The organism is Mycobacterium sp. IDUB_28 (assembly GCF_055419285.1).
The window spans coordinates 497,325-523,675 of record NZ_JBVAXK010000003.1 but is presented as its reverse complement, the minus strand read 5'-3'; the positions used below and the strand labels follow the sequence as shown (position 1 = coordinate 523,675).

The 26,351-nt window shown below is 67.9% G+C and carries 20 protein-coding genes; 8 read left to right on the top strand and 12 right to left on the bottom strand.

Annotated features, from left to right (window positions below; all coding sequences use genetic code 11):
• Positions 1–18: 18 nt before the first annotated feature.
• Positions 19–2,661 (top strand): FHA domain-containing protein, encoded by a 2,643-nt coding sequence (locus tag ACZYZ9_RS09300; protein ID WP_463825946.1) that lies wholly within the window; start codon positions 19–21, stop codon positions 2,659–2,661.
• A 27-nt stretch (positions 2,662–2,688) separates the two neighbouring features.
• On the top strand, positions 2,689–5,217 hold the full coding sequence (locus tag ACZYZ9_RS09295; protein WP_463825945.1) for an ATP-binding cassette domain-containing protein: 2,529 nt from the start codon (positions 2,689–2,691) through the stop codon (positions 5,215–5,217).
• Between the two features lies 1 nt (position 5,218).
• On the opposite strand, the gene ACZYZ9_RS09290 is transcribed toward ACZYZ9_RS09295, so the two are convergent.
• From ACZYZ9_RS09290 to ACZYZ9_RS09255, 8 genes are all read right to left on the bottom strand, one after another.
• Positions 5,219–5,779, bottom strand: coding sequence for a pentapeptide repeat-containing protein (locus ACZYZ9_RS09290; RefSeq protein WP_463825944.1), 561 nt, complete (start codon positions 5,777–5,779; stop codon positions 5,219–5,221).
• Positions 5,780–5,784: 5 nt separating this feature from the next.
• Positions 5,785–6,354, bottom strand: coding sequence for a GTP-binding protein (locus ACZYZ9_RS09285; protein ID WP_463825943.1), 570 nt, complete (start codon positions 6,352–6,354; stop codon positions 5,785–5,787).
• A complete protein-coding gene (locus ACZYZ9_RS09280; protein WP_463825942.1) occupies positions 6,335–6,703 on the bottom strand; it encodes a DUF742 domain-containing protein in 369 nt (122 codons plus the stop codon). Before ACZYZ9_RS09280 ends, ACZYZ9_RS09285 begins: the two co-directional genes overlap by 20 nt.
• Positions 6,679–7,110, bottom strand: coding sequence for a roadblock/LC7 domain-containing protein (locus tag ACZYZ9_RS09275; RefSeq protein ID WP_463825941.1), 432 nt, complete (start codon positions 7,108–7,110; stop codon positions 6,679–6,681). Before ACZYZ9_RS09275 ends, ACZYZ9_RS09280 begins: the two co-directional genes overlap by 25 nt.
• Positions 7,107–9,755 (bottom strand): ATP-binding protein, encoded by a 2,649-nt coding sequence (locus ACZYZ9_RS09270; protein ID WP_463825940.1) that lies wholly within the window; start codon positions 9,753–9,755, stop codon positions 7,107–7,109. Before ACZYZ9_RS09270 ends, ACZYZ9_RS09275 begins: the two co-directional genes overlap by 4 nt.
• A gap of 207 nt (positions 9,756–9,962) precedes the next feature.
• Positions 9,963–11,498 carry an adenylate/guanylate cyclase domain-containing protein gene (locus tag ACZYZ9_RS09265; RefSeq protein WP_463825939.1) on the bottom strand — a complete coding sequence of 512 codons (1,536 nt, stop codon included), beginning with the start codon at positions 11,496–11,498 and terminating at the stop codon, positions 9,963–9,965.
• An 83-nt stretch (positions 11,499–11,581) separates the two neighbouring features.
• A complete protein-coding gene (locus ACZYZ9_RS09260; protein WP_463825938.1) occupies positions 11,582–13,297 on the bottom strand; it encodes an alpha/beta hydrolase domain-containing protein in 1,716 nt (571 codons plus the stop codon).
• Between the two features lie 127 nt (positions 13,298–13,424).
• Entirely contained in the window at positions 13,425–13,763 is a 339-nt protein-coding gene (locus tag ACZYZ9_RS09255) for a hypothetical protein (RefSeq protein ID WP_463825937.1), read from the bottom strand.
• Positions 13,764–13,869: 106 nt separating this feature from the next.
• Between ACZYZ9_RS09255 and ACZYZ9_RS09250 the strand changes: the two genes are divergently transcribed.
• Positions 13,870–14,334: a tRNA (cytidine(34)-2'-O)-methyltransferase gene (locus ACZYZ9_RS09250; RefSeq protein ID WP_463825936.1), complete on the top strand. Its 465-nt coding sequence runs from the start codon at positions 13,870–13,872 to the stop codon at positions 14,332–14,334.
• Between the two features lie 249 nt (positions 14,335–14,583).
• Here the strand turns inward: ACZYZ9_RS09250 and ACZYZ9_RS09245 are convergent, their stop codons facing one another.
• Both ACZYZ9_RS09245 and ACZYZ9_RS09240 read right to left on the bottom strand, forming a co-directional pair.
• Entirely contained in the window at positions 14,584–15,228 is a 645-nt protein-coding gene (locus ACZYZ9_RS09245; RefSeq protein ID WP_463825935.1) for a nitroreductase family protein, read from the bottom strand.
• 10 nt (positions 15,229–15,238) lie between these two features.
• The gene (locus tag ACZYZ9_RS09240; protein ID WP_463825934.1) at positions 15,239–16,171 is read right to left on the bottom strand and encodes a sterol desaturase family protein; all 933 of its coding nucleotides are present in this window, start codon (positions 16,169–16,171) and stop codon (positions 15,239–15,241) included.
• A 97-nt stretch (positions 16,172–16,268) separates the two neighbouring features.
• Here ACZYZ9_RS09240 and ACZYZ9_RS09235 point away from each other — a divergent pair, with 97 nt between their 5' ends.
• Together ACZYZ9_RS09235 and ACZYZ9_RS09230 are read left to right on the top strand one after the other, a co-directional pair.
• Entirely contained in the window at positions 16,269–17,444 is a 1,176-nt protein-coding gene (locus ACZYZ9_RS09235; protein WP_463825933.1) for a sensor histidine kinase, read from the top strand.
• Positions 17,441–18,115: a response regulator gene (locus ACZYZ9_RS09230; protein WP_463825932.1), complete on the top strand. Its 675-nt coding sequence runs from the start codon at positions 17,441–17,443 to the stop codon at positions 18,113–18,115. The genes ACZYZ9_RS09235 and ACZYZ9_RS09230 overlap by 4 nt, the downstream gene beginning before the upstream one ends.
• On the opposite strand, the gene ACZYZ9_RS09225 is transcribed toward ACZYZ9_RS09230, so the two are convergent.
• On the bottom strand, positions 18,075–21,356 hold the full coding sequence (locus tag ACZYZ9_RS09225) for an error-prone DNA polymerase (protein ID WP_463825931.1): 3,282 nt from the start codon (positions 21,354–21,356) through the stop codon (positions 18,075–18,077). The genes ACZYZ9_RS09230 and ACZYZ9_RS09225 overlap by 41 nt on opposite strands.
• A gap of 240 nt (positions 21,357–21,596) precedes the next feature.
• Here ACZYZ9_RS09225 and ACZYZ9_RS09220 point away from each other — a divergent pair, with 240 nt between their 5' ends.
• Genes ACZYZ9_RS09220 through ACZYZ9_RS09210 form a run of 3 tightly spaced genes read left to right on the top strand, consistent with a single transcriptional unit; the run spans position 21,597 to position 25,420 of the window.
• Positions 21,597–22,841 (top strand): wax ester/triacylglycerol synthase domain-containing protein, encoded by a 1,245-nt coding sequence (locus ACZYZ9_RS09220; protein ID WP_463825930.1) that lies wholly within the window; start codon positions 21,597–21,599, stop codon positions 22,839–22,841.
• A 35-nt stretch (positions 22,842–22,876) separates the two neighbouring features.
• Entirely contained in the window at positions 22,877–23,989 is a 1,113-nt protein-coding gene (gene otsB / locus ACZYZ9_RS09215) for a trehalose-phosphatase (protein WP_463825929.1), read from the top strand.
• Positions 23,990–24,016: 27 nt separating this feature from the next.
• On the top strand, positions 24,017–25,420 hold the full coding sequence (locus tag ACZYZ9_RS09210) for an APC family permease (protein ID WP_463825928.1): 1,404 nt from the start codon (positions 24,017–24,019) through the stop codon (positions 25,418–25,420).
• Here ACZYZ9_RS09210 and ACZYZ9_RS09205 read toward each other — a convergent pair.
• Positions 25,410–26,294, bottom strand: a complete 885-nt coding sequence (locus ACZYZ9_RS09205; protein WP_463825927.1) for a MaoC family dehydratase — start codon at positions 26,292–26,294, stop codon at positions 25,410–25,412. The two genes, ACZYZ9_RS09210 and ACZYZ9_RS09205, sit on opposite strands and share 11 nt — an antisense overlap.
• Positions 26,295–26,351: the final 57 nt, after the last annotated feature.

Genomic DNA, 26,351 nt, shown 5'->3' with positions numbered 1-26,351 from the left:
CCGGCTAAAGTTGTCTGAATGTCTCCGCCCGTCCCGCCAGCGCTGACCGTCCGCCACGACGGCTCGGAGCGTACGTTCGCCGCAGGCCATGACGTGGTGGTCGGCCGCGATCTGCGCGCCGACATGCGCATCACCCACCCGCTGATCTCGCGCGCGCACCTGTTGCTGCGCTTCGACCAGGGCCGCTGGCTGGCGATCGACAACAACTCGCTCAACGGCACCTACGCCAACGGCCGGCGGGTGCCGATGGTCGACATCCACGACGGTCAGGCCGTCAACATCGGCAACCCGGACGGACCGCTGCTGGTCTTCGAGGTCGGGCGGCACCACGGGCCGGCCGGGCGTCCCCCGCAGACCGAATCGATGCGTATCCCGGCCGTCGCCGGCCCGTCCGGGGCGTGGCCGGCCCCGCCCCCACCGGGTCCCCCGCCCGCGGCGCCGCCCAGCGGGCGCCAACCGAGCCGGGGCGGACCACCGCCGCTGCGGCCGCATCCGGGTGGGCCGCCGCCGGGGCAACCGATGTACCCCAGCAGCGGCCAGCCGTGGGCCCCGCCCGGCTATCCGGTGAGTGCCCCGCCGTCGTCGTCGCCCAACTTCGCCCCGCCGGGACCGCCGGGACCGCCGGGACCGTCGCGGCCGCCATTGCGCCCGGGCCCGTCGGCCGGCGCCAAGCCGCCGGAGGGCGGCAACATCGCGACCAAGATGTTCCAGGCCCTGATGACCCGGACCGGCTCGCACGAGAAACCGGCCGGGTCCGTCACGATCGGACGTTCCACCGACAACGACATCGTCATCCAGGACGTCCTGGCCTCCCGTCAGCACGCGTTCCTGACCCTGACGCCGCTGGGCGCGGAGATCCGCGACAACAGCAGCGTCAACGGCACCTTCGTCAACGGCGTGCGGGTCGGTTCGGCCATCCTGACCGACGGCGACGTGGTCACCATCGGCAACGTCGACCTGGTGTTCGCCGGCGGCACCCTGGTGCGCCGCACCGCCGCGGCCACGCGTACCGGCGGCCTGGAGGTCAACTCCGTCACGTTCACCGTCGAGGGCGGCAAGCAGCTGCTCGACCACATCTCGCTGACCGCGCGGCCGGGCACGCTGACCGCCATCATCGGTGGTTCCGGTGCCGGCAAGTCCACGCTGTCGCGGCTGATCGCCGGCTACACCAGCCCGACCACCGGCAATGTCACCTTCGAGGGCCACGACATCCACGCCGAATACGCCTCGCTGCGCAGCCGCGTCGGCATGGTCCCCCAGGACGACGTGGTGCACCGCCAGCTGACGGTGAACCAGGCGCTCGGCTACGCCGCCGAGCTGCGGTTGCCGCCCGACACCAGCAAAGCAGACCGCGCCCAGGTGGTCGCCCAGGTTCTCGAGGAACTCGAGTTGACCAAGCACGGCGACACCCGGGTGGACAAGCTCTCGGGCGGCCAGCGCAAGCGTGCTTCGGTGGCGTTGGAGTTGCTCACCGGGCCGTCCCTGCTGATTCTCGACGAACCGACCTCGGGTCTGGACCCGGCGCTCGACCGGCAGGTGATGATGATGCTGCGCCAGCTCGCCGACGCGGGCCGCGTAGTGCTGGTGGTCACCCACTCGGTGTCCTACCTCGACGTCTGCGACCAGATCCTGTTGCTGGCGCCGGGCGGCAAGACCGCGTTTCTGGGCACGCCCGATCAGATCGGCGCGGCCATGGGCACCACCAACTGGGCCGACATCTTCACCAAGGTGGGCGCCGACCCGGACGAGGCCAACCGCCGTTTCCTGGAGGCCAGACAACAGCCACCGGGTCCGGCGCCGGCCAGCCCGGCCGCCGACCTGGGCGAGCCGGTGCATAACAGCGGCTTCCGTCAGTTCTCCACGATCGCGCGTCGCCAGGTTCGGCTGGTCATCTCCGACCGTGGTTACACCGTGTTCCTGGCATTGCTGCCGTTCCTGATCGGCGTGCTGACCCTGACGGTCCGCGGCAAGACCGGATTCGACATGGCCGACCCCTACAGCAGCGCACCGAATCAGCCCGGGCAGATCCTGGTGATGCTCAACGTGGGGGCGGTGTTCATGGGGACCGCGCTCACCATCCGCGACCTGGTCGGGGAACGTCCCATCTTCAAACGCGAACAGGCCGTCGGGCTGTCCACCGGCGCCTACATGGCCGCCAAGATCGTGGTGTTCTGCGCCTTCGCCACCATGCAGGCGGCGATAGCCACCACGATCGCGGTGATCGGCTGGGGGAAGCCGATATCGGACGCGGTGTTGCTGGGCGACGTCCGGCTGGAACTGTTCGTCACCGTCGCAGCCACGTGTGTGGCCTCGGCGATTCTCGGTATGGCGCTGTCGGCGATCGCGAAGTCCCAGGACCAGATCATGCCGCTGCTGGTCACCGCGATCATGTCGCAGCTGGTGTTCTCCGGCGGGATGATCTGGGTGACCAACCGCACCGGCCTGGACCAGTTGTCCTGGGCCACCCCGGCCCGGTGGGGGTACGCTGCGGCGTCGTCGACCATCGACACCCACCGGCTCACCCCGGGTCCGACCGACCCCAAGGACCAGCACTGGAACCACACGCCCAGCGCGTGGCTGTTCGACATGGGCATGCTCGCGGTGTTGTGCATCATCTACAGCAGCATCATCTGGTGGAGAATTCGCCTAAAGCGCCGCTGACGCGGATTGCACCCCTAATCTAGGCTGATGCAGCCATCCTCATCACCGGTCCTGACCGTGCGCACGGAGCGTTCACACCGGGACTTCGCGCCCGGATCGGACGTCATCGTCGGCAGTGACCTGCGCGCCGATCTGCGGGTGGCGCACCCTCTCGTCTCGCGCGCCCACCTGGTGCTGCGTTTCGACCAGGGCCGCTGGATCGCGATCGACAACAACTCCCAGAATGGGCTCTTCGCCAACGGCCGCCGGATGCAGACGCTCGACATCCAGGACGGCCAGGCGCTCAACCTCGGCAGGCCGGATGGACCCCGCGTCACCTTCGCGGTCGGCCACCACCACGGCAACGTCGGCGTTCTGCCGCCGACGGAGCGGTTTGCCGTGATCAATCCCGCCGCGGTGGGCGCGGGAGCCCCGCCGATGCGTCAACCCGGCGGTCAGGCGCCGCCGCGGGATGCCGCACAACGCACCTCGGCCATTCCGCTCATCTCCCCCGAACGGCGCGGGCCGGCCACCCAGCCTCCCACCCAGCAAGCTCAGCCCACCCTGCAGCCACCCACCCAGCAGGCTCAACCCGTCCTGCAGTCGCCGGCCGCCCACCCGACCGAGGCCCTCACGGTGTCGCAGGGTCCCCCGGTCAGCCGCCCCGCAGCCGGCGGCGGAACCGCCCGGATCGGCCGCGCGGCCGACAACGACATCGTCATCGCCGATGTGCTGGCATCGCGCTATCACGCAGTCATGTCCCAGACGCCGCTGGGCACTGAAATCCGCGACAGCAGCGTCAACGGGACATTCGTCAACGGAATCAGGATCGGGTCGGCGATCCTCAGCGAAGGTGACGTCGTCACCATCGGCAACGTCGACCTGGTGCTGACCGGCGGTGTCCTGGTGCGCCGCACCGAAGCCGCGACCCGCACCGGTGGTCTGGAAGTCCGGGACATCGTGTTCGCGATCGACGGCAAGCGGCTGCTGGAGAACGTCGCGATGACCGCGCGGCCGGGGACGTTGACCGCGATCATCGGCGGCTCGGGGGCCGGCAAGAGCACCCTGTCGCGGTTGATCGCCGGTTACACCACGCCCAGCTCGGGCACCGTGACCTTCGAAGGTCACAACATTCACACTCAGTACGCGTCGTTGCGCAGCAGGATCGGCATGGTCCCGCAGGACGATGTGGTGCACCGGCAGCTGACGGTCAACCAGGCCCTCAGCTACGCCGCGGAGTTGCGCCTGCCGCCCGATACCAGCAAAGAGGACCGCGCCCAGGTGGTGGCGCAGGTGCTCGACGAGCTCGGGCTCACCAAGCACGCCGACACCCGCGTGGACAACCTGTCCGGTGGACAGCGCAAGCGCGCCTCGGTGGCGCTCGAGCTGCTCACCGGACCGTCGCTGCTGATCCTGGACGAGCCGACCTCGGGTCTGGACCCCGCCCTGGACCTGCAGGTGATGACGATGCTGCGGCAACTCGCCGACGCCGGTCGGGTGGTGCTGGTGGTGACGCACTCGTTGACCTACCTCGACGTCTGCGATCAGGTGCTGCTGATGGCCCCGGGCGGCAAAACGGCGTACCTGGGCCCGCCCGCCCAGATCGGCGACGTGATGGGGACGACGAACTGGGCCCACATTTTCGCCAAGGTGGGCGCCGACCCGGACGAAGCCAATCGGCGCTTCCTGGCCCAGAATCAGCCGCTGCCGGCTGCGGAGGCGACCGCACCGGCCGAACTCGGTGCCCCGGCGCACACCAGCGCGCGTCGTCAGTTCTCCACGATCACCCGCCGGCAGGTTCGGCTGGTGGTCGCCGACCGGGCGTACTTCATCTTCCTTGCGGTGTTGCCGTTCATCCTGGGCGGGTTGTCGCTGACTGTGCCGGGCAACACCGGGTTCGGCCGGGCCGCACCGACCAGTGACACCCCGGACGAAGCTGCCCAGATCCTGACGTTGCTTTCCATCGCCGCCGTCTTCATGGGCACCGCGCTGACCATCCGCGACCTGATCGGTGAACGGGCGATCTTCAAACGCGAACAGGCGGTCGGCTTGTCCACCTGGGCGTACCTGGGCGCCAAGCTGACCGTCTTCACCGTGTTCGCGGTGCTGCAGGCGGCCATCGCCACCCTCATCGTGATCGTCGGCAAAGGGGCTCCCACCCAGAAGGCCCTCGTGCTGGGTAACCCCAGCTTCGAGTTGTTCACCACCATCGCCGCGACCTGCGTGGCCTCGGCGATCCTCGGCCTGGTGCTCTCGTCGGTGGCCCGCTCCAACGAGCAGATCATGCCGCTGCTGGTGGTGTCGCTGATGCTCCAGTTGGTGCTGGCCGGCGGGATGATCCCGGTGACGAACCGGATCTTCCTCGACCAGCTGTCCTGGGCGATCCCGGCGCGCTGGGGTTATGCGGCCTCCGCCGCCACGGTGAACCTGCGCGAGCTGGTGCCCGGTTCACTCAGCCCCGAAGACAGCCACTGGGCGCACACCAAAGATGCCTGGCTGTTCGACATGGCGATGCTGGCCGTGCTGTCGGTGGTCTATTCGGGCATCGTGTGGTGGCGGATCCGGCTCAAGCGCTGACTCAGCCGTCCAGCCGCAGCCCATGCGCCAGCGCGAAGGCCATCGCCTGCGGCACGTCGACCCGTGCGCCGGCCAGCGACGCTGTCGTCCATAACGACGGGTCGACGGCAGCGCCGCGCAGGTCGGCCTCGTCGAGCCGGGTGCCCACCGTCCGCGCACCGCGCAGGTCCGCGCCGCGCAGCACGGCCTTGCGCAGGTCGGTTTCCACCAGGCTGGTCTCGCGTAGCCGGCACCCGCTGAGGTCGACGGCGCGCAGGTCGTTGCCGCCGAGCACCGCGAGCGTGAAGTCCACCTCGTCGAAGGTCACCGGCCGCAGCCGGCACTGCACGAACACCGATCCGAGCATGCTGCACTGCGCAAAAGTACTGTGCCACAACGTAGTTCGCGTGAATGTGCAGTTACGAAACGCTGATCCGCGGTGCTGCGACTCGGCCAGGTTGACGCCGCTGAAGTCGCATTCGGTGAACACCACGCGTTCGGTGAGCAGCCGGCTGAGGTCTCCGTCGTCAACGTCGCGGAAGTCCGCGCCGGTGAATTCGCGGTCAGTCCACTGCGGAGGCAACGCGCTCAGCTGGCCAGTCGGGCCAGCGCGTACTCGCTCACCGCGATCAGCGCGTCGGTGGCCGACCGGCGGTCGCGGGCGTCGACGCTGATCACCGGAATGTGCTCGGCCAGCGTCAGCGCTTTGCGCACCTCCCCGACGGGATATCGCGGGGCACCGTCGAACTCGTTGACCGCGACCAGGAACGGCAGCCGGCGGTGCTCGAAGAAGTCGACGGCGGCGAAGCTGTCCTGCAGTCGTCGCAGGTCGACCAGCACGATCGCGCCGATCGCGCCGCGCACCAGGTCGTCCCACATGAACCAGAACCGCCGCTGTCCCGGGGTGCCGAACAGGTAGAGCACCAGATCTTCGGCCAGGGTCAGCCGACCGAAATCCATGGCGACGGTGGTGGTGCGTTTGTCGGGGGTGGCTTCGACCATGTCCACGCCGGCCGAGGCGTCGGTCACCATCGCCTCGGTCCGCAGCGGCATGATCTCCGAGACCGAGCCGACGAAGGTGGTCTTGCCGGCCCCGAACCCGCCCGCGATGACGATCTTCGTCGACGCGGTTCCGTGTTCAGAGTGCTCTGAGACCACGCAACGTCCTCCCTATGAGTTCCTGCCGCTCGTCGCGGGTCGAGCGGTCGGTCAAGGTCCTGTGCACCCGAAGGTAACCGTCGGTGACCAGATCCCCGATCAGGACGCGCGCAACACCGACCGGCAAATCCAGCCGGGCCGACACTTCGGCGACGGACGGGCTGCTCACGCACAGCCCGACAATCCGGCCGCGCACGTCGTCGGCGGGCCACCCATGGGCGTGCCCGGACGGCAGCGTCTGCACCGGCGCCTCCAGCGGAAGGTCGACGTCGGTGCCGGTGCGCCCGGCCGTCAAAGTGTAAGGGCGGACCAGGCTGGGCGGCGCTAGCGGTGGGTCGCGTTCGTCCATCGCGGCTCGGGTTCGGCGCGGCGGGCGGACTGCACCACATTGCCCACCTGTTCGACAAGGATGGCCATCTCGTAGCCGATCTGCCCGATATCGCACGACGGCATGGCCAGGGTGGCCAGATGCGACCCGTCGCCGACGCGCATCAACAGCAGAAACCCGTTCTGCATCTCGACCACCGACTGCAGCACCTGCCCGCCTTCGAACAGCTGCGCGGCGCCGGTGGCCAGGCTGGCCAGCCCGGATGCCACCGCGGCCAGCTGGTCGGCCCGTTCCCGGGGCAGGTGCTCGCTGGCCGCGACCGGCAGCCCGTCCACCGACACCAGCAGCGCGTGCGCCACCCCGGGAACCTCACGCACGAACTTCGACACCAGCCAGTCCAGCGGACTGTAGGACGATTGGACCGTCACTGCTGCTCGCCCCCCTCGGCGCCGGAGGTGTGCGACCGGCCGGAACGCACGCCGCTGAAGTGGCTGCCGATCGACGCACGGACCGCTTCGGGATTGCGGTGCAAGCCGCCGTTGGACACTTCGCGGTCGTCGGCCTCGGCCGCGCCGGGTACCAGCTGGGCGCCCGGGGTGCGCATCGGCAGGCCGGCATCGGTGCAGGTCTCGACCGGCTTGTCCTCAGCCTCGGCGGCCGCGGTCCAGCCGCGGTCCCACACCGTCTGCCAATCCAGGTCGGGGCTCTGAACCAGGTCGTGCGGGTCGCCCATAATCTCCGAGAGCATCCGTTGATAGATCACGTCGTCGTCATCCGGGCCCGAGGGCGTGAGGTCCGGCGGCGGCGGTTTCGGGGCAGGCGGGGCCGGCGGGGACGGGCGCCGGGCGAAGAACGCCGAGGTGTCCGACGCGGCCGTGGCGGGTTGCGGCGCGGCCGGTTGGGCCGGCGTCACCGGTTGCTGCGGCCCCTTCTCCCACCACGGTGTCGGCAACGGACGCTTCTGCTTGGGTGGCGGCTGCTCGGCCCCGGCCACGGCGTCGGAGGTGATGCCGCTGGACCCCGGACTGCGGCGGGGTAACGCCGTGACCGGCTGCCCCCCGGTGGCGGCCGGCGACACGGGGGCCGCGCCCTGCTCGGCCGGCGGCGTCACCTTGAAGAACTGCCGCTGCGGCGGCGGGGCGGGCTCCGGCGGTGTGGCGCCGACCAGCACCGTCACCGGCAGATACACCTCGGCGGTGGTGCCACCGCCCGCTTCGCCGCCGGCCGGTCCCCGCAACCCCACCCGGACCCCGTGCCGGGCGGCCAGCCGGCCGACCACAAAAAGGCCCATGTGCCGGGCGTTTTCCGGGGTCGGCTCCGGCGTGCCGCCGGGTTGCAGCCGCATGTTCGCCATCCGCCGGTCGGAGTCGGTCATGCCCAGCCCGGAATCTGCAATGCGCAGCAGGACGCCGCCCTCACTGCCGCGGACGGCGGACACCTTCACCGGGGAGGTGGGCGGCGAATAGCGCAGCGCGTTGTCGATCAACTCGGCGAGCAGATGGATGATTCCGCCGGCGGTGGCGCCCAGCACCGTGCAGTCGGGCACCGCGCCGGTTTCGACCCGGCGGTAGTCCTCGACCTCGGAGACCGCGGCGTTGATCACGGTCGACAGGGGCACCGGATCGCGCTGGTCACGGGTGATCTGCGCGTCGGCCAGCACCAAGAGATTGGCGCTGTTGCGGCGCAACCGGGCGGCCAGGTGATCCAACCGGAAGAGGTGGTCGAGCCGCTCGGGATCCTCCTCGTTGCGTTCCAGTCGGTCGATCAGCGCCAGCTGCTGATCCACCAGGGAACGGCTGCGCCGCGACATCGTCTCGAACATGTCGTTGACCAGCAGCCGCAGTCGCGCCTCGTCACCGGCCAGCAGCAGGGCCTGGGTGTGCAGTTCGTCGACGGCGTGGGCGACCTGCCCGATCTCCTCGGTGGTGTACACCGCCAACGGTTCGGGAACGGGTTCGGCGCCGGCGCGGACCCGTTCGATCTCACCCTCGAGATCGGTGTGGGCCACCTTCAACGCGCCGTCGCGCAGCATCCGCAACGGCTTGACCAGCGCACGCGCCACCAACAGCACGATCAGCAGCGCGATCCCGATGGCGAGCAGCATCAACACCGCGTCGCGGACGGCTGCGTCGCGGCGTTCGGTGGCCTGCCCCTGCACGGATCTGGTCACCTCCGCGGTGGCGCTGCCGATGACCTGTTCGGCGATTCCCTGGGTGGTCTGTATCGATCGCAGCAGGTCGGGGTTCTCGACCAGGTCGCTGGCCGGGTCGGACATGATCGACATCCGGGTGACCAGCTGCTGCTGCAGGTTCTTGGCATCCGGTGAACCGGCCCCGAGCACTTCGCTCATCCCGAACAGCGTGGACGGTTCGGTGCCGGCCAGGGTGATCATCGAGTTGCGCAGTTGCGGCTCGGGCAGGTCGGCGCCACGAATGACCAGAATCTGCTGCAACGTCATCTGTCCGCGCGCGCCGACGGCTCGGCTCAGGCCCTGCACCTGGGACCGGATCCGCTCGCTGTCCACCTGCACCGAAGCGGTGATCGCGTCCTCGGCGGTCAGCAGCAGGGGGGCGTAGGTGGTGATGCGGTCGCGCAAACCGATGCTGTTGCTCAGCGCCTTGTCCAGCAGGGCCTGCCCGCCGTTGAGCAAGGTGTCCCCGCCGGTCCGGACATCGGGTATGACGTCGGTGTCCGCCAACCGGGTCTGCAGTTCGTTCTTGCGGGCGGCGAAGTTCTTCTTCGCACCCTCCACGTCGCGCCCGGTGGAGCTGGCCAGCAGCGCCACGTCGAGCGCCGACATGTACTTGGTGATCGCCGGTATCACCTCGGCCCGGGCCGCGGCCAGCCGCAAGCCGTTCGAATTGGCCAGCGCGCCCTCGACCCGCATCGCCCCGAAGACGGTCGCCAGCACCAGCGGAACCACCGCGATCGCGAAGACCTTCCAGCGCACCGGCCAGTTGCGCAGCGACCAGGACCGCGGTCGTTTGGCCGACACGTTCGCGGCGGCCGGGGCGGGTGCGAACTCGGGCGGGACCGCCGCGACCTGGTTGGTCGGGCGGGCGAACATGGTCACGTGGGCGCGCTTTCCCGGGGCATCGAGTGAAACGAGAGGCTCATCGAACTTCCTGCTGCTGTATTCGCCGGCAGCTGGCCGCGAATGGAATGCCTGACGATCCGACGAGTATGACAGCCCGCAGCTGAGGTCTCCATAATTGTTACTGAGTAGATAAAGTTCGGCGCAGCGGATTCGACGACGGGCCGGTCAGCAGGAAAAACCGTTCTATCGGGTAGCGCCGAAACGGGCTATCCCACGCAATATCCATGGCGTGCGCTTGGCCATCAGGGCCGCGACGCGGTCCGAGCGGCGCATCGCCGCCCCGGGTCCCGGGGTGGGTGTTGACACCAGTGCCGCCTCGACCGATCCCGGGCGCGCGCCGCCGCGAGCGACCTCCAGCAGCTGCCAGCTGCCGGGCACTCCGCGCAACTCGACGTTGCCACGGTCTTCAAAGCCAATTCCCGAACCCACGACCAGGTCACGCACGGTGCGCGAGACAAGGATTTCGCCGGGACCAGCCTGGCTGAGAATGCGTGCAGCGATGTGAACCGCGATCCCCCCGATATCGCGGTCCAGCAGTTCACACTCACCGGTGTGAATACCTATCCGGACCTCGATTCCCAGCGTCTCGGCATCGCGGCGCAACATCTCCGCGCAGCGGATGGCCTGCGTCGGACCGTCGAATGTGATGAGGTGGCCGTCACCGGTGCTCTTGACAACTGTGCCGGCGAATCGGCTGGTGAGTTCGGCAGTGACTGCTCCAAAGCGCTGCAGCACCGCGCGCCACCGTTCGTCGCCGGTGGCCGCGACACGTTCGGTCGAGGCGACGATGTCGGTGAACAGCACGGTGCGCAGGGCACGACGTGACGGTGCCGTCTGGCCGTGGCTGCCGGTGAGCAACTCTTCGATTTCGGTCGCGATCCTGTCCGGCTCAGTGAACCATGGCGCGTGGTCTGCTCCATCGAGCTCGAGCATGCGTGCGCCGGGAATGTGATCGGCTAGGTATCTGCCCGATTGCACGGGCAGCGCGGGATCGTCGCGGGCGTGGAAAACGAGTGTCGGTGCCGTGATCGTCGGCAGGATCGGCCGCACGTCGATCCGGAATCCCGCTTCCGCTGTTGCCCGCGCCATCCCCGGGCTGGCGCACATGCGCTCCAACATTCCGAGCTGGCGTGTCGATCGGACCGACGAAATGATGCATTTGAGTGCCGCCCCGCTCCCCCATGCATATCGGACGGCGCGGCCGAATTCCTGGCTGTGGGCAATCCATGCCACCGATGGCGTGTAGTTTTCGCCCAACTCACTCAAGATACGTGCCCGCAGTTCTGCCGGATCACATTCCAGGTCGCCCCACCCGTCTGTAACGGAGTACGACGTCGTACCGGTCAGGATCGACGCCCGGGTTCGTTCCGGACGCGTTGCGGCAAAGAGGATGGCCGCCGGACCGCCTTCGCTCACCCCGAGGAGGGCGGCCGTTTCGAATCCGGCGGCGTCCATCACGGCCTGGATCTCGGTCGCACGGTCGTCGAGCGTACGTACTTTGGGCACTGGATCTGACAACCCCACGCCGGCCTTGTCGAACAACAAGACTCGAGCGAACGTGCCCAGCTTCTCCATCAGCGAACCGAATTCGGGCATTGTCCAATACAACTCGACGTGACTGGCGAACGACCCGGCCCAGACCAGGTCAACGGGCCCGTCGCCGACCACCTGATAGGCCAGACTGAGGTCACCGCAGGGCGCATACAACGTTTCCGCCACGAGCAGTGAGCGTAGCGGCGACATCGTCGCAGCACCCGCCAATCAGAATGAAGGCTAAAAAGTCAGGGCTGGGCAGGACATCGCTAAGCGGGGTACTGCGCGACGGTCTTGCGGATCACCGACTCGACCTCGTCGGCCAGCAGGAACCGTTGTGCCACCAGATCTTCGGCGGCGGCACGGACCGCCGCAGCGTAGTCGTCGCCGGTCGCGTAGCGGTCGGTGACCGACGGCCGGCCCGGCGCGAAGGCCAGCTTGCTGCCGATGCGCTCGTAGAGCACGTCGGGCAGGTCCTGGGTGTACTGGCGGGCGTTCCAGCCGGTGTACACCGCGAGCGGGGCAGCGACGGCGGGCAGCCGGATGCCGGCGACTTCGTTGCCGTCCTGGTCGACCGCCGACACCAGGTCCACGTGCGACTGGCCGCGGCGCGCCGCCGGGAGCCAGGCCGGCGACGGGGTGTTGGTGTAGCCGAAGTGTGACAGCACGTCCTTACGGGCGACGGCGGTGCCGTCGGCGGTGCGGGGCACTGCGCTGACCGGGGGCTCGATGCCGTCGACGACCCAGTTCTCCAGGGCGATCAGCAGGGCACGGGTGACCGGTGTGACGTCGAGGTGGTGCACCGGGTTGGCGGCGGGCAGCGCGTCCTTGATCTTGCTGCTGCCGAAGTGGTCGGTGCCGGCCAGCAGGTAGGTGCGCACGTCGGCGTCCTCGGGCAGGTCCTGGCCGGTGTGCGGGTCGACGTGGACCAGCGCGCCGTCGCCCTGCCAGTACTCGGTGGCGCTGTTGGTGAAGATGGTCTTCGGCACCCCGCCGAGGGCGCGCTGCACGGCCAGCAGGTCGGCGTTGCCGAGCGGGTCGTTGCTGCCGCGGCCGCTGCCACCCGGGGCCGACGGCTGGGCGTAGCGCTGGTTGAACTGGCCGCGGGCGGCGCTGGCGAAGTCGCTGAAGACGCCGTCGAAGACCTGCAGTCCGGCCTCGTCGACGTTCAGACCGTCGGAGACGAACTGGCGCAGCAGCCGTCCGGCCTGGGAGACGCCGTAGGCGAAGGTGTGCTCGATGCCGTCGGCCCGCAGGTGGCTGACGATGTCGCGGATGGCCAGCAGGCCGGTGCCGGCGACCGGGGCCAGCGCGGTGCGGTAGGTCAGCTCGTACCAGCGGAAAGGCTGGAATCCGCCGTCCAGCGCGACATGGGTCTCGTCGGTGAAGCGCCAGGTGTCCCGGTCGATGACGGTCGGCTCGGCGTCAGGTGCGGTGCGCACGGTCAGCACGGCGTGGGGGTCGTCGACGTCGACGGTCGGGTAGTCGGTGAACCTGAACAGCACGTCGGCGCCGGGGATGGACTCGATCTCGGGCGCGGTGAAACTGAGCACGTGGTCGTCCTTGACGCTGTCCGAGCGCCACTCCAGGCGCAGGAAGCCGGGCTCGACATCGGCTTGCGGCGCGGTCAGGCCCAGGGTGGCCGGCCCGCGCTGGACGTCCCACTGCCAGCCGCACGAGGCGATCGTCCAGCCCCGGTCGAGCAGGAAGCCGCCCTTGAGCCAGGGGGCGTTGGTCGGCACGCCGCGGTTGGGGACGACGAACAGCAGCTTGCCGTTGCCGCCGTCGACCGGGCGGATCAGGCGCAGGTCCGCGTCGTAGCGGACCAGGCCGTCGGCGTCGCGGGCGGCCAGCTCGAGGTCGGCGATGCGCGCGTTGGCCAGGTGGGCGGGGTCCACGGCGAAGGTAACCGTGGCCTCTACGTTCTCGTAACGGCTGTCGGTGTGCGGGTAGACGCTGTTCACCTGCACTGATTCGACGGTCATTCTCGGTGCCCCCTGGTTCGGTGTCGGCTTGCTTGACACCGAGATTTCTGCAGGGGCCTTGGAGAGTTCTAAAAGAGTTCTTGGTGAGCAGAAGCTGCGCCGGTGTCACCCGGCGCAGCAGCTGACCCTAATCCGACTTCTTCTTCTTCGATTTCTTGTCGTCATCATCGTCTTCGTCTTCATCGTCGTCGTCGTCATCATCGTCATCGTCATCGTCGTCGTCATCGTCGTCATCGTCGTCATCGTCGTCGTCTTTGTCGTCGTCGTCGTCTTTGTCGTCGTCTTTGTCAGGGTCGTATTCGTCGGCCTTGTCGGCGTACTTCGTCAGCAGATCGATCAAATGCCGCGCTTCGTCGGGTGAGATCAGATCCTCGAATAGGCCTTCGTCGTCCTCGGAGATACGCGCAACATAAACGTCGCCCTTCTTGACACCTACGTCCCACCTGCCGCCCTCGTGACGAGCCATTTGACGCCCTTTCGACTAGATACCGATGCAGATCTGACAACGAGCTAACGCGTTGTTTACCCACTTCTGCGAAAAGACAGCCGACGAAATTTGCCATGATCGACGCATGTTCCGGCTGCTGTTCTTTTCTCCCCGGATTGCGCCGAACACGGGCAATGCCATTCGGACGGTGGCGGCGACCGGATGCGAACTGCATCTGGTCGAGCCGCTGGGCTTCGACCTGTCCGAGCCGAAACTGCGGCGGGCCGGGCTGGACTATCACGACCTGGCGTCCGTCACTGTGCACACATCGCTCGAATCGGCGTGGGCGGCGCTGTCGCCGACGCGGGTGTTCGCCTTTACCGCTGCGGCCGGCACGCCGTTCGCCGGGGTCGACTACCTGCCGGGTGATGTGCTGATGTTCGGGCCCGAACCCACCGGGCTGGACGCGGCAACCCTGGCCGACCCGCACATCACCCAGCAGGTGCGGATTCCGATGCTGGCCGGGCGGCGGTCCCTGAACCTGTCCAACGCCGCGGCCGTCGCCGTCTACGAGGCGTGGCGCCAGCACGGCTACTCCGGTGCCGTGTAGCTCTCGAATCTGCCGGCCACAAGCAGAAGCAGGCCCGTGCGAACACGGGCCTGCTTCCAAGTGGCCATGTTTCTGGGGGCAGAGAAACATGCCACAGCTTTGAGGGGTGTCGGCGGTGATGCCGACTTCGGTGTAACTCGTTGTCATTGAGACTGCCCGACTCGGGTCCCCGGCGGTGTCCTCCGATGGGAGATACCGGGAGACGAATCCGGTGTCCACCAAATAGGGGACAGACGCGTCCCCCGACGGTTACCAGCTGTTCCAGTGCGTCAAGCTTTCGGCCGGCAGTCGCTTGGCGGGCCGGAAGTCGGTGCCCTTGGTGTAGGCGATCGGGAACAGGCCGCCCTGGCTGTAGTCCTCGTAAGGGATGCCGACCACGTCGGCGACCTGGCGTTCGCCGTCACCGAGCAGGTGCAGCGTGGTCCAGCACGAGCCCAGCCCGCGCGACCGCAGCGCCAGGCAGAAGCTCCACACCGCCGGGAACAGCGACGCCCAGAAGGACACACCGCCCAGCGGCGACTTGTTCTCGCGACCCTCGATGCACGGGATCAGCAGCACCGGCGCCTCGTGCATGTGTTGGGCGAGGTACATCGCTGACTCACGCACCCGACCCATCCGTTCGCCGCGGGTGTCGCCCTCGGCATATTCGCGGGCCGGCGAGCTGAGGTAGCCGCGGGCATTGGCCAGATAGACGTCGCCGATCGCCTTCTTCTTGTCCGCGTCCTCGACGAAAACCCATTGCCAGCCCTGCGAATTGGAACCGGTCGGTGCCTGCAGCGCCAGCTCCAGGCACTCCATCAGCACGTCGCGCGACACCGGCTTGTCGAAATCGAGGCGCTTACGGACCGAGCGGGTGGTGCGCAGGACTTCGTCCACGGTCAGGTCGAGGGTCATGTGGGGCACCCTACCCGCGCTGATCGTCGGCCACGACCGTCGAACTGCCACAACGGGTTCCGGGACTCCGAGCGTAATTCTCCAGAAGTCGCGCGGGCACCCGCGATTCGGTCCAACCCGGCGGCCCGAACATGTAGCCGAACCGGCCCCGCCACGACTCGGCGTGCGATACGTCGCGCATCAGCGACACCGTCTCCAGGTAGTTGTATTTCACCGGATTGTCGGTGTCGATGCGGTGCGTCAGCCCGTAACGCACCGGCTCGACCTCCTCGGCATAGCTACCGAAGCACCGGTCCCAGATGATGAACACACCGCCGTAGTTCTTGTCGAGGTAGGCCGGGTTGGAGCCGTGGTGCACCCGGTGGTGTGACGGGGTGTTGAACAGGAATTCGTATGGCCGCCAGAGCTTTCCGATCCGTTCGGTGTGGCACGGGATCTGGAAGACCAAACCGGCGGTGTTGACCAGGAAGATCATCCATGCCGGAAATCCCAGCAGCGCGGCCGGCAGCCAGGCCATGCTGCGCACGGCGTAGGACACCGGGTGGAACCACGGCAGCCGCAGGTTGGTCGAGATGTTGAAATGCGTACTCGAGTGATGCACGCTGTGCGCGGCCCACAGCAGCCGGATGCGGTGATCGCCGCGGTGGGCCCAGTAGTAGCAGCAGTCGGTGACCACCAGGCACGCCACCCACACCCACCAGTGCCGCGGCGACAGGTGCAGCGGGGTCAGCGCGCCGGCCGCGACGATCGTGGAGAACGGCAGCACGTAGTGCCCAAGGATTCTGAAGGTGGCGTTGAGCAGATAGGTCGCCCAGTTGCCGGCGGTGTCGCGCGCCGAGAACGCCGACTCGGCGGGGTCGCGGCGCACGTCGACCCATTCCAGGAACGACAACAGCACGAAGGCGGGAACCGTCGCGAGGATCAGCGTGGTGGTGGCTTGCATGCCGCCACGCTATGAACAATCGATCGGCCAGACATCGCGCACCGGAGCGATTGCGCATCCCTCTCGTGGGGGATGCGCAGCGGTAGTGTGGCCTCCCATGGCCCGCACCGCCGACCTGCCGCTGGAACAGGTGCGCCGGTCGTTGACGCGTCAATCGCTGCTGGTGGGGGTGATCGCCGCCGCGGTCGACGTCACCTATTTTCTGGTCTCGGGGATCTACGGCGAAGCGCCGGTTGCCGCGACGGCAGTGGCGGGGCTGCTGGCGGCGGCAGACCTGGCCCTGGCCGGTCCGCCCGCCTCGGTGGCCCTGGTCGCCGTGACGCAGGTCGTGACCAGGTTGCTGGCGTGCCTGTTGCTCTACCACCACGGCCGGGCCACCGGTGTCAGCGATATCGGCATCCTGGTGGCCGGGTTCCGCGCCGGCGCCTGGTTGTCCACTCGGGTTTCGCTGGTGATCGTTCCGCTGTTGGTGGGGGCGGTGGGATGGGCGGCGATCCTCAATGCAGCCGGCCGAGACGACTGGCGGCTGCTGGTGATCATCGCCGGGTCCAACGGGTTCGTGCCCTGGCTGGTGGGCCGGTACACCGCGACCGGGGGCATCTACGTCACCGAACTCGAACAGCGCGACCGGTTGCGTGCTCGGGAGCAGCGCCTCGCGCTGGAACGGGCACTGACCGACGAGCGCGAAGCCATCGCGCGCGACCTGCATGACGTGATCTCCCATCACGTCAGCGCCATCGGCGTGCACGCCGGTGCGGCCCGGATCGCCTTGGCGGGCGGCCAGCCCGCGGTCACCGAATCCCTGTCGGCGGTGGAATCCTCCAGCCGGGCCGCGATGGTGGATCTGCGCCGCCAGCTCGACCTGCTGCACGGCCGACACGACGCCGGCGACCGCCAGCCCGGCCTGGGCGGTATCGACGAACTCGTCGAGTCGGTGGGCAGGGCGGGCCTTTCGGTCGAACTCGTGCTGCCCACCGACCCGCTGGTCTTGCCGCCGTCACTGGACGTGACGGTGTATCGGATCGTGCAGGAACTCCTCACCAACGCGCTGCGCCACGGCGACGGCACCGCCCGTCTGGAGGTGCGCCGGGCCGGTGCACGGCTCGAGATTGCGCAAACCAATCCCATTGCTGTGCAACCTTATTCCGGTGATTCGCTGCATCATGGCCTGGACGGGATCCGGCGCCGCGCCGAGTTGTTCGGCGGCAGGCTGGAATGCGGTGGCCAGAACGAATGGCGCGTCATGGTGTCGCTGCCGATCGCGACGCCATGACCATCCGCGTGCTGATCGCCGACGATCATGCGGTGTTCCGCGCCGGACTACGCGCCATCATCGACGCGCATCCCGACACCTCGTGCGTCGCCGATGTCGGCGACGGGCGCACCGCGATCGAGCAGACGTTGCGACTTCGTCCCGACGTGTGCGTGCTCGATGTGCGGATGCCCAAACTCGACGGGATCGCGGCCATCGCCCCGATCGTCTCGGCCGGCGACACCCGGGTGCTGATGTTGACCACCTACGACAGCGAGACGGTGCTGGCGCAGGCACTGCAGGCCGGGGCCAGTGGCTTCCTGCTGAAATCCCTTCCGCCGGAGGAACTTGTGGGCGCCATCCGGATCGTGGCGCGCGGCGACTCCGTCATCGATCCCGCGATGACCCGCCGACTGGCTGCCCGGGTCGCGGACTCGCTGGCACCGGTGCCCACTCCCGCCGCAGTGGCCTCCCTCACCGCCCGGGAGTACGAGGTGCTGTTGCTGGTCGCCGAGGCCCACAGCAACGCCGAGATCGCCGCGGAGTTGGTGGTCAGCGAGGAGACGGTCAAGACGCATGTGTCGCGCATCCTGGCCAAACTCGGTGTGCGCGACCGTATCCACGCGGTGGTGCTCGCGCACCAGCACAAACTCACCGGAAATCCCGGGACTTCGAGCCCACCGCCAAAGTGATGCGGCCGATCCGATCGGCCACGACAGTGATTGCGCCGCTGGCATTTTGGACCTGACCGCGGATCAGCAGCGCCGGCGCGGTGTGGGCCAGCTTGCGGTGGCGTTCCCACACCCCCGGTGTGCACAGCACGTTGATCATGCCCGTCTCGTCCTCGAGGTTGACGAACGTCACCCCCCGGGCGGTGCCGGGCCGCTGCCGATGGGTCACCGCGCCGGCGACCAGCACCCGGTCCCCGTCGGGCACCTCCCCCAATGCGGCGGCGGGCACCACCCCCAGTGCGTCGAGGTCGGCCCGTAGGAACTGCGTCGGATAGCTGTCGGGAGAGACGCCGGTGGCCCACACGTCGGCAGCCGCCAGCTCCAGTTCGCTCATTCCGGGCAGCGCGGGGATGTGTGAGGACGAGCCGACGCCGGGCAACCGGTCCGGCCGTTGGGTGGCCGCGGCCCCGGCCGCCCACAACCCTTCACGCCGGGACATCCCGAAACAGCCCAGCGCGCCGGCCGTCGCCAGCGCTTCGGTCTGCGGGACGCTCAATTGCAGTCGAGTGGTCAGGTCCAGCAGGGAGATGAACGGGCCGTTGGTTTTTCGCTCGTCGACCAGTTTCTCAGCCAGGTCGTCGCCGATGTGGCGGACCGCCCCCAGCCCCAACCGGACCTCCAGCCCGGCGTTCTCCAGCGTCGCGAAAGCCAGGCTGGCATTCACGTCTGGACCGTGCACCAGCACGCCGTGCCGGCGCGCGTCAGCCACCAGCGACTGCGACGAATAGAAACCCATCGGCTGGGCGCGCAGCAACGCCGCACAGAACGCCGCCGGGTGGTGCAGCTTGAACCACGACGAGTAGAACACCAGCGACGCGAAGGACAGCGCGTGACTTTCCGGGAAACCGAAGTTGGCGAACGCCTCCAGCTTTTCGTAGGTCCGCTCGATCACCTCGTCCGGCGCCCCGTGCAAGGTGCGCATGCCGTCGTAAAACCGGTCGCGCAGCCGTCGCATGCGTTCGGTGGAGCGCTTGGAGCCCATGGCGCGCCGCAACTGGTCGGCTTCGGCAGCCGAGAAGCCGGCGCAATCGACCGCCAGCTGCATCAGCTGTTCCTGGAAAAGCGGTACTCCCAACGTTTTACGCAATGCCGGTTCCATCGACGGGTGATCGTAGACGACCGGGTCGATACCGTTGCGACGTTTGATGTAGGGATGCACCGACCCGCCCTGGATGGGCCCGGGCCGGATCAGCGCGACTTCTACCACCAGGTCGTAGAAGACCCGCGGCCGCAGCCGCGGCAGCGTAGCCATCTGCGCGCGCGACTCTACCTGGAACACGCCCACCGAATCGGCCCGCGACAGCATCTCGTACACCGCCGGTTCGGAGAGATCGAGCCGGGCGAAGTCCACATTGATGCCTTTGTGCTCGGCCACCAGATCCCGCGCGTAGTGCAGCGCCGAGAGCATGCCCAGACCCAGCAGATCGAATTTCACCAAACCGATTGCCGCACAGTCGTCTTTGTCCCACTGCAACACACTGCGGTTCGCCATGCGCGCCCATTCCACCGGGCACACGTCGGCGATCGGGCGGTCGCAGATCACCATGCCGCCGGAATGGATACCCATGTGCCGCGGCAGGTTCCGGATCTGGTTGGCCAGGTCCACCACCTGCTCGGGAATGCCCTCGATATCGGCGGGCTGCCCCGACCAGTGACTGATCTGCTTGCTCCACGCGTCCTGCTGTCCCTGCGAGAAACCCAGCGCGCGCGCCATGTCGCGCACCGCACTGCGCGGCCGGTAGGTGATGACGTTGGCTACCTGGGCGGCATAATCCCGGCCGTACTTGTCGTAGACGTACTGGATGACTTTTTCGCGCTGGTCGGACTCGATGTCGATGTCGATGTCGGGCGGGCCGTCGCGGGCGGGCGAGAGGAAGCGCTCGAACAGCAAATCGTTGGCTATCGGGTCGACAGCGGTCACCCCGAGGGCGTAACAGACCGCGGAATTGGCCGCCGATCCCCTGCCCTGACACAGGATGTCGTTTTCTCGACAGAACCGGGTGATGTCGTCCACCACCAGGAAGTAACCCGGAAAACTCAGTCGGGCAATGATTTTCAGTTCGTGCTCGATCTGGTCGTATGCTCTTTTCGCCCGATCGGCCGGTCCGTAGCGATCGGCCGCACCCGCCATGGTCAGGGCGCGCAGCCAACTGTCCTCGGTGTGCCCTTCGGGTACGTCGAAGGGTGGCAGCTGCGGCGCGATCAATGCCAGCCCGAACGCGCACTGCTCGCCGAGTTCGGCGGCCGCGGTCACCACCTCGGGCCGTTCGGCGAACAGCTGAGCCATTTCCTCACCGGAGCGCAGGTGTGAGCCGCCCAGTGGTGCCAGCCATCCCTCGGCGTCGTCCAGGGACTGCCGGGCCCGGATCGCACCCATCGCCATGGCCAGCCGGCGCCGGGACGGATCGGCGAAGTGCGCTCCGGTGGTGGCGACGACACCGACCCCGAAGTGCGGCGCCAGCCCGGCCAGCAGCGCATTGCGTTCGTCGTCGAGGGGTTGACCATGATGGGTCAGTTCGATGCTCACCCGATGTGCCCCGAACCGATCCACCAGGTCGGCCAACGCCAGCCGCGCCGCATCGGGTCCGGAGTCGGAGAGTGCTTGTCGCACAGAACCTTTCCGGCATCCGGTGAGAATGTGCCAGTGGCCGCCGGCGGCTTCGGTCAATGCGTCGAGGTCGTAACGCAGCTTGCCCTTCTCCCCGCCGGCCAGGTGTGCGGTGGCCAGTTGCCGCGACAGCCGCCGGTACCCTTCGGGACCTCGGGCCAGCACCAGCAGATGCGGCCCGGGCGGATCCGGTTGCTCGGTGCGCGCCTGGCAGCTCAGCGACAATTCCGCGCCGAACACCGTGCGCATGTCGAGTTCGACGGCCGCTTCAGCGAATCGCACCGCGCCGTACAGGCCGTTGTGGTCGGTCAGCGCCAGCGCCCACAGGTCCAGCCGGGCTGCCTCCTCCACCAACTCCTCCGGCGTGCTGGCCCCGTCGAGGAAGCTGTACGCCGAATGCGCATGCAATTCGGCATATGCGACCGACGACCGGCGCCGGCGCCCGTCCGATTTTGCTGAATACGATCCGCGCTTCTGCGACAACGGAGCATCACCAGCCGGCACAGCCGCGGCCGGCCGGCCCGCATGGCGCGGTTTGCCGTCGAGAACCCGCTCCATCTCCGACCAACTCGGCGGCCCGTTGTGCCATCCCATCGAACCAGTATATCGAACATCTGTTCGAGTGTCACGTCGTCGCCAACAGTTCGAAACCCGCACCGGAACACCTTTGGAACGCCGCCGAAACAATTTGCGAACATGACGCGCTACGGTGATATCGCCCCAGTTAAATCCCTCTTTATCTGATAAACGCATTCTTAACCTGGCTGACCTACCGGCGTGCACATCCCCCTCGGATACTGGTACAACTGTTGCAGACATCGGTGGGGGCTTGGCATGACGACGACGACAATGGTGAACGTGGGACCGCTGCGGATCCCAGAACACGACCGGCACACAGATCTGGCGACGGGAGCGGTGGCCGTCATCCGCGGGACCAAGCCCGATCACACCGTCATCGAGAATTTGCTGAGCGAACGCATTCAGCCGGGTTCGGACGTCACCCCGCACCTGCAGCGGGTCGCCCTGCCTCCCCCCGGTGACGACGCCGAGCTGTTCCGGGCCATCGCCCACGCCCTGGAGCGGCCGCTGGAGCCCGGCCGCCCGCCGTGGGAGTGCTGGATCATCGAGCGCCTCGAGGGCAACCAGTGGGCGATCCTGCTGAAGATCCACCACGGCCTTGCGCGCGACCTCCCGCCGGCGCATCTGCTCACCCGGCTCTGCGACGACGGCGATCCCGTTGCCTTCACCGATGCCGTTGCCCGGCCTCCGGTTTCACCACCCGACGGCGACACCTGGTGGCAGTTGCCGTTCGGCGCGGTCAAGATCGCGGCACGGGTTGCCGCCGACGTCGCCGCCGCCGCGAGCACCTGGCCCGCGCCGGCCGGACCGGCGAACACACTGCGGCACTATCGCACGGTGCGCGTCCCCCGCGCCGCCGTCGACAGGTTGGCCCGCAAGTTCGGGGTGAGCACCAACGACGTCGCCGTCGCCGCGATCACCGAAAGCTTCCGCACCGTGCTGGTGAGCCGCGGTGAGCAACCCCGGGCGGACTCGCTGCGGGCCGTCGGCCCGACGCTGACCTACCTCCCCGTCGATCTCGAGGATCCCGTCCGGCAGCTGCAGGCGGTGCACGCCGGGTCGAGGCAGCAGGTCCAACCCCACCCAGCACGTTCACCACGGGCGCTGTACACCAACATCATTCAATCGGTGTCTCGGTTCCGCAAACACGATGCGGTGACGTTGAGCACTGGGGCGCCCGGACCACGGCACCGGTTGCAGTTGCTGGGTCAACCACTGCAGCGCCTGCTGCCGGTCCCACCGACCGGGCCGCAACTCAGCACCGGGGTCGCAGTGCTGACCTACGCCGACGATCTGATCTTCGGTGTCACCGCCGAATACCAGGCGGCCGCCCAGCTGGAGCAGCTTGCCGCCGGCATCGAACAGGGTACGACGCGTCTGCTGGCGCTCGGCCGGAGCTCGGTGCTGCCGTTCGAACGCCCACGCAAAAGGCCTTCGGTTCCCAGCGCCGCGGTCCGGTGGCGGCCGTCCGCGCCACCGGCGCGAGTGCGCCGCCACTGACCCGACCGGCAACCCCCTCGTGAGAGGGTGGGTACATGCCGGTCACCATCGACCCGCGACGCATCGACGCGGTCCTCTTCGACACGGACCTGCCGTTCGCTGAATCGGTACTGAACGACATGCGTGAGGCGGGCGTTCGCACCGCTACCTACACGCCGAACCCCGTGATCGAGTCGGCCGAGCGACTGGCCGTGCCGCGGGGTAGATGTGCTGTTGTCGCATCCGACGCCTCCCGGGTCAATGTCGCGCGGGACGCGGGGTTCGCGCTCGTGATCGGATTTGGCCGCGACGCGATACCCGGAGCCGACGCCGTTGTCGCCGACCTCGCCGAGATAGCCGTGCGCAAGGGGGACCGGCGCATGTCCGAGTTGGCGGACGCACTGCGGGCCATCGGCGAGATCACCGTCAGCCGACCCGCGGTGTTCTTCGACTTCGACGGCACGCTGTCAGAGATCGTGAACGACCCGGATACGGCCGAGCCGGCCCCCGGTGCATCCGAAGCACTGCAACAACTGGCCGCCCGTTGTCCGGTCGCGGTGCTCAGTGGCCGCGACCTCGCCGATGTCGCCCGGCGCGTGGGCCTGCCCGGCATCTGGTACGCGGGCAGCCACGGATTCGAACTGACGGCGCCCGACGGCACCCACCACCAGAACGAGGAAGCGGCAGCGGCCATCCCGGTGCTCGAGCAAGCCGCCGCCCAGCTGCGGGACAAACTCGGCGACATCCCCGGAGTCACGGTGGAGCACAAGCGCTTCGGGGTCGCCGTGCACTACCGCAACGCCGCACGCGACCGGATCGGCGACGTGGCGGCCGCGGTCCGCACCGCCGGTCAACGCGACGCGCTGCGCGTGACAACGGGACGTGAAGTCATCGAGTTGCGCCCGGACCTGGACTGGGACAAGGGCCGGACATTGCGGTGGGTGATCGATCATCTGCACGAGGCAGGATCCGGACCGTTGGTGCCGATCTACCTCGGCGACGACATCACCGACGAGGACGCCTTCGACGCGGTGCGCGATGACGGCATCCCGATTGTGGTGCGGCACAACGACGACGGGGATCGCGCCACCGCCGCCCGGTATGCCCTGGACAGTCCCGCACAGGTTGCCGAGTTCACCGACGAACTGGCTCGCCGACTCGGCTGTTGACGGGTCAGTGTCGTAGGAACAGGGAGGGTGGGCATCAGCAAGCTCGGCTTCTGGAGCATTGTCATGCTCGGGATCAACGCGATCATCGGAGCCGGCATCTTCCTGACTCCGGGCGCGGTGATCCGGCTCGCGGGACCGTTGGCGCCGCTGGCCTACCTGCTGGCCGGTCTGTTCGTCGGGGTAATGGCGGTCGTCTTCGCCACGGCTGCCCGTTACGTCAAAACCAACGGCGCGTCCTACGCCTACACCACAGCCGCCTTCGGGCAGCGGATCGGCATCTACGTCGGCGTCACCCATGCCGTGGTGGCATCCATAGCCTGGGGCGTCCTGGCGTCGTTGTTCGTCGCGACACTGCTGAAAGTGGTTTTCCCCCATGAAAATTGGGCTAACGACAGTCAACTGTTCAGCGTCAAGACGTTGACGTTCCTCATTTTCATGCTGGTGTTGCTGCTCATCAACCTGTTCGGCAACCGGGCCATCGAATGGGCCAACGGGATCTCCACGGTCGGCAAGGTGTTTGCGCTGACGATCTTCATCCTCGGCGGGCTCTGGATCGTCGTTGCGGGTGGCGTCAACAACTACGCCACCGCGGGCCAGCCGGAGGTCTTCGCGCCAGCACCCTACGCGTTGTTCGGGTTCATCGAGATCGGCCAGAGCACGGTGTCAGGATTGATCCTGGCGGTGATGGCCGCCCTGTATGCATTCACCGGTTTCGAATCGATCGCCAACGCCGCCGAGGAGATGCACGAACCGGACCGCAACCTCCCCCGCGCCATCCCGATTTCGATCCTCACGGTCGGCACCGTCTATGTGCTGGCGGTGACGGTGGCGATGCTGTTGGGATCGGACCGGGTCGTGCATTCCACCGACACGGTGAAACTGGCCGCGGCCATCGGCAACGACGCCTTCCGGACGGTGGTCACCCTCGGCGCCCTGGTGTCGATGTTCGGCATCAATGTCGCCGCCTCGTTCGGCGCGCCGCGGCTGTGGACCGCGCTGTCGGCCACCCGGACGCTCCCGGCGCGCCTGTCGAGAAAGAACCGCTTCGGCGTCCCGATGCTTGCGTTCGGGATCACCGCGGCCCTGGCGCTGGCGTTTCCCCTCGCGCTGCGATTTGACATCGAGAACCTGACCGGCCTGGCAGTGATCGCCCGCTTCGTCCAGTTCATCGTCGTTCCGATCGCGCTGATCGCGCTGGCGCGAGACACCGTACGACACTCGAAGGTGAAACGAAACCGGTTCACCGACAGGGTGTTACCGGTGGCGGCGGTGGTGATCTCGGTCGCGTTGGCGGTGTCCTTCGACTACCGCACCCTGTTCCTCACCGCGCAGGGCGGCGCCAACTATTTCTCGATCGCGTTGATCGTGCTCACGTTCGTGGTGGTGCCGGCCGCCGCCTATGTCCACTACTACCGCGGCGTCAGGCGTTAGACGCGTATTCGACCTCACCGTCATCGAGCACCAGCCGGGCGGCGGGTCCATCGGTCCAATCCGCCCCAAGAGCCTCGGTGCGGAACAACGCCTTGCCCGGTTCGGTCTTCCAGATCAGGGTGGACAGCGTCTCGCCGGGAAACACCGGCTTGGTGAACCGCGCGGCGATCGAGGTGATGTTGGCGGCGACGCCGCCGCCCAGTTCGGCGACCAGCGCGCGGCCCGACACCCCGTAGGTGCACAGCCCGTGCAGGATCGGCCGGGGGAAGCCGGCCAGGTTGGTGGCGAACCACGGGTCGCTGTGCAGCGGGTTACGGTCCCCGGAGAGCCGGTAGATCAGCGCCTGGTCCTCGCGGGTGGGCAGGTCGACCCGAGCGTCGGGCTCGCGGTCGGGGAACTGCGGGGCGGCCGGTCGCTCCCCTTTCTCGCCGCCGAAGCCGCCTTCGCCGCGGATGACCAGGTTGGTCAGCGTCTCGGCGACCAGCGTCCCGCTGTCGGGATCCTTGCCCACGCCGCGCAACATCAGAACGGCGTTCTTGCCTTCACCTTTGTCCTGAATGTCGACGACCTCGCTGGTCACCGACAGCTTCCCGGCCGGCGGCAGCTGCGCATGCAACCGCACCGACTGGGAACCGTGCAGCAACATCGCCCAGTTGAAGCTGCCGACTTTACCGGCCGCCCCGAAGGCCGGGCAGCAGATCACCGCATAGGTCGGCAGCACCTGCTGCGGAATGTCGTGGCTGTTCTCGGTCGTGAAGGGCAGTTCGTCGATTCCGGCGCCGACACCGAGTGCGTAGAGCAGCGTGTCCCGGTCGGTCCACTCGAACAATTGGGGCTCGGTCGTCGCTCCGACCGCGCTGGGGTCGATCGCCATGCAGACTCCTGTCCATCCCGAAATCACTAAATCACGTCATTTCTGTGACCTAAGCCT

Excerpts from the sequence above, each read along its gene's own strand:
- ACZYZ9_RS09280 (WP_463825942.1), bottom strand. The coding sequence starts at position 6,703 with ATGGACGAACGCGACCCACCGCTAGCGCCGCCCAGCCTGGTCCGCCCT.
- ACZYZ9_RS09250 (WP_463825936.1), top strand. The coding sequence starts at position 13,870 with ATGTTCCGGCTGCTGTTCTTTTCTCCCCGGATTGCGCCGAACACGGGC.
- ACZYZ9_RS09245 (WP_463825935.1), bottom strand. The coding sequence starts at position 15,228 with ATGACCCTCGACCTGACCGTGGACGAAGTCCTGCGCACCACCCGCTCG.
- ACZYZ9_RS09235 (WP_463825933.1), top strand. The coding sequence starts at position 16,269 with ATGGCCCGCACCGCCGACCTGCCGCTGGAACAGGTGCGCCGGTCGTTG.
- ACZYZ9_RS09260 (WP_463825938.1), bottom strand. The coding sequence starts at position 13,297 with ATGACCGTCGAATCAGTGCAGGTGAACAGCGTCTACCCGCACACCGAC.
- ACZYZ9_RS09295 (WP_463825945.1), top strand. The coding sequence starts at position 2,689 with ATGCAGCCATCCTCATCACCGGTCCTGACCGTGCGCACGGAGCGTTCA.
- ACZYZ9_RS09230 (WP_463825932.1), top strand. The coding sequence starts at position 17,441 with ATGACCATCCGCGTGCTGATCGCCGACGATCATGCGGTGTTCCGCGCC.
- ACZYZ9_RS09205 (WP_463825927.1), bottom strand. The coding sequence starts at position 26,294 with ATGGCGATCGACCCCAGCGCGGTCGGAGCGACGACCGAGCCCCAATTG.
- ACZYZ9_RS09240 (WP_463825934.1), bottom strand. The coding sequence starts at position 16,171 with ATGCAAGCCACCACCACGCTGATCCTCGCGACGGTTCCCGCCTTCGTG.
- ACZYZ9_RS09225 (WP_463825931.1), bottom strand. The coding sequence starts at position 21,356 with ATGGGATGGCACAACGGGCCGCCGAGTTGGTCGGAGATGGAGCGGGTT.
- otsB (WP_463825929.1), top strand. The coding sequence starts at position 22,877 with ATGCCGGTCACCATCGACCCGCGACGCATCGACGCGGTCCTCTTCGAC.
- ACZYZ9_RS09220 (WP_463825930.1), top strand. The coding sequence starts at position 21,597 with ATGACGACGACGACAATGGTGAACGTGGGACCGCTGCGGATCCCAGAA.
- ACZYZ9_RS09300 (WP_463825946.1), top strand. The coding sequence starts at position 19 with ATGTCTCCGCCCGTCCCGCCAGCGCTGACCGTCCGCCACGACGGCTCG.
- ACZYZ9_RS09255 (WP_463825937.1), bottom strand. The coding sequence starts at position 13,763 with ATGGCTCGTCACGAGGGCGGCAGGTGGGACGTAGGTGTCAAGAAGGGC.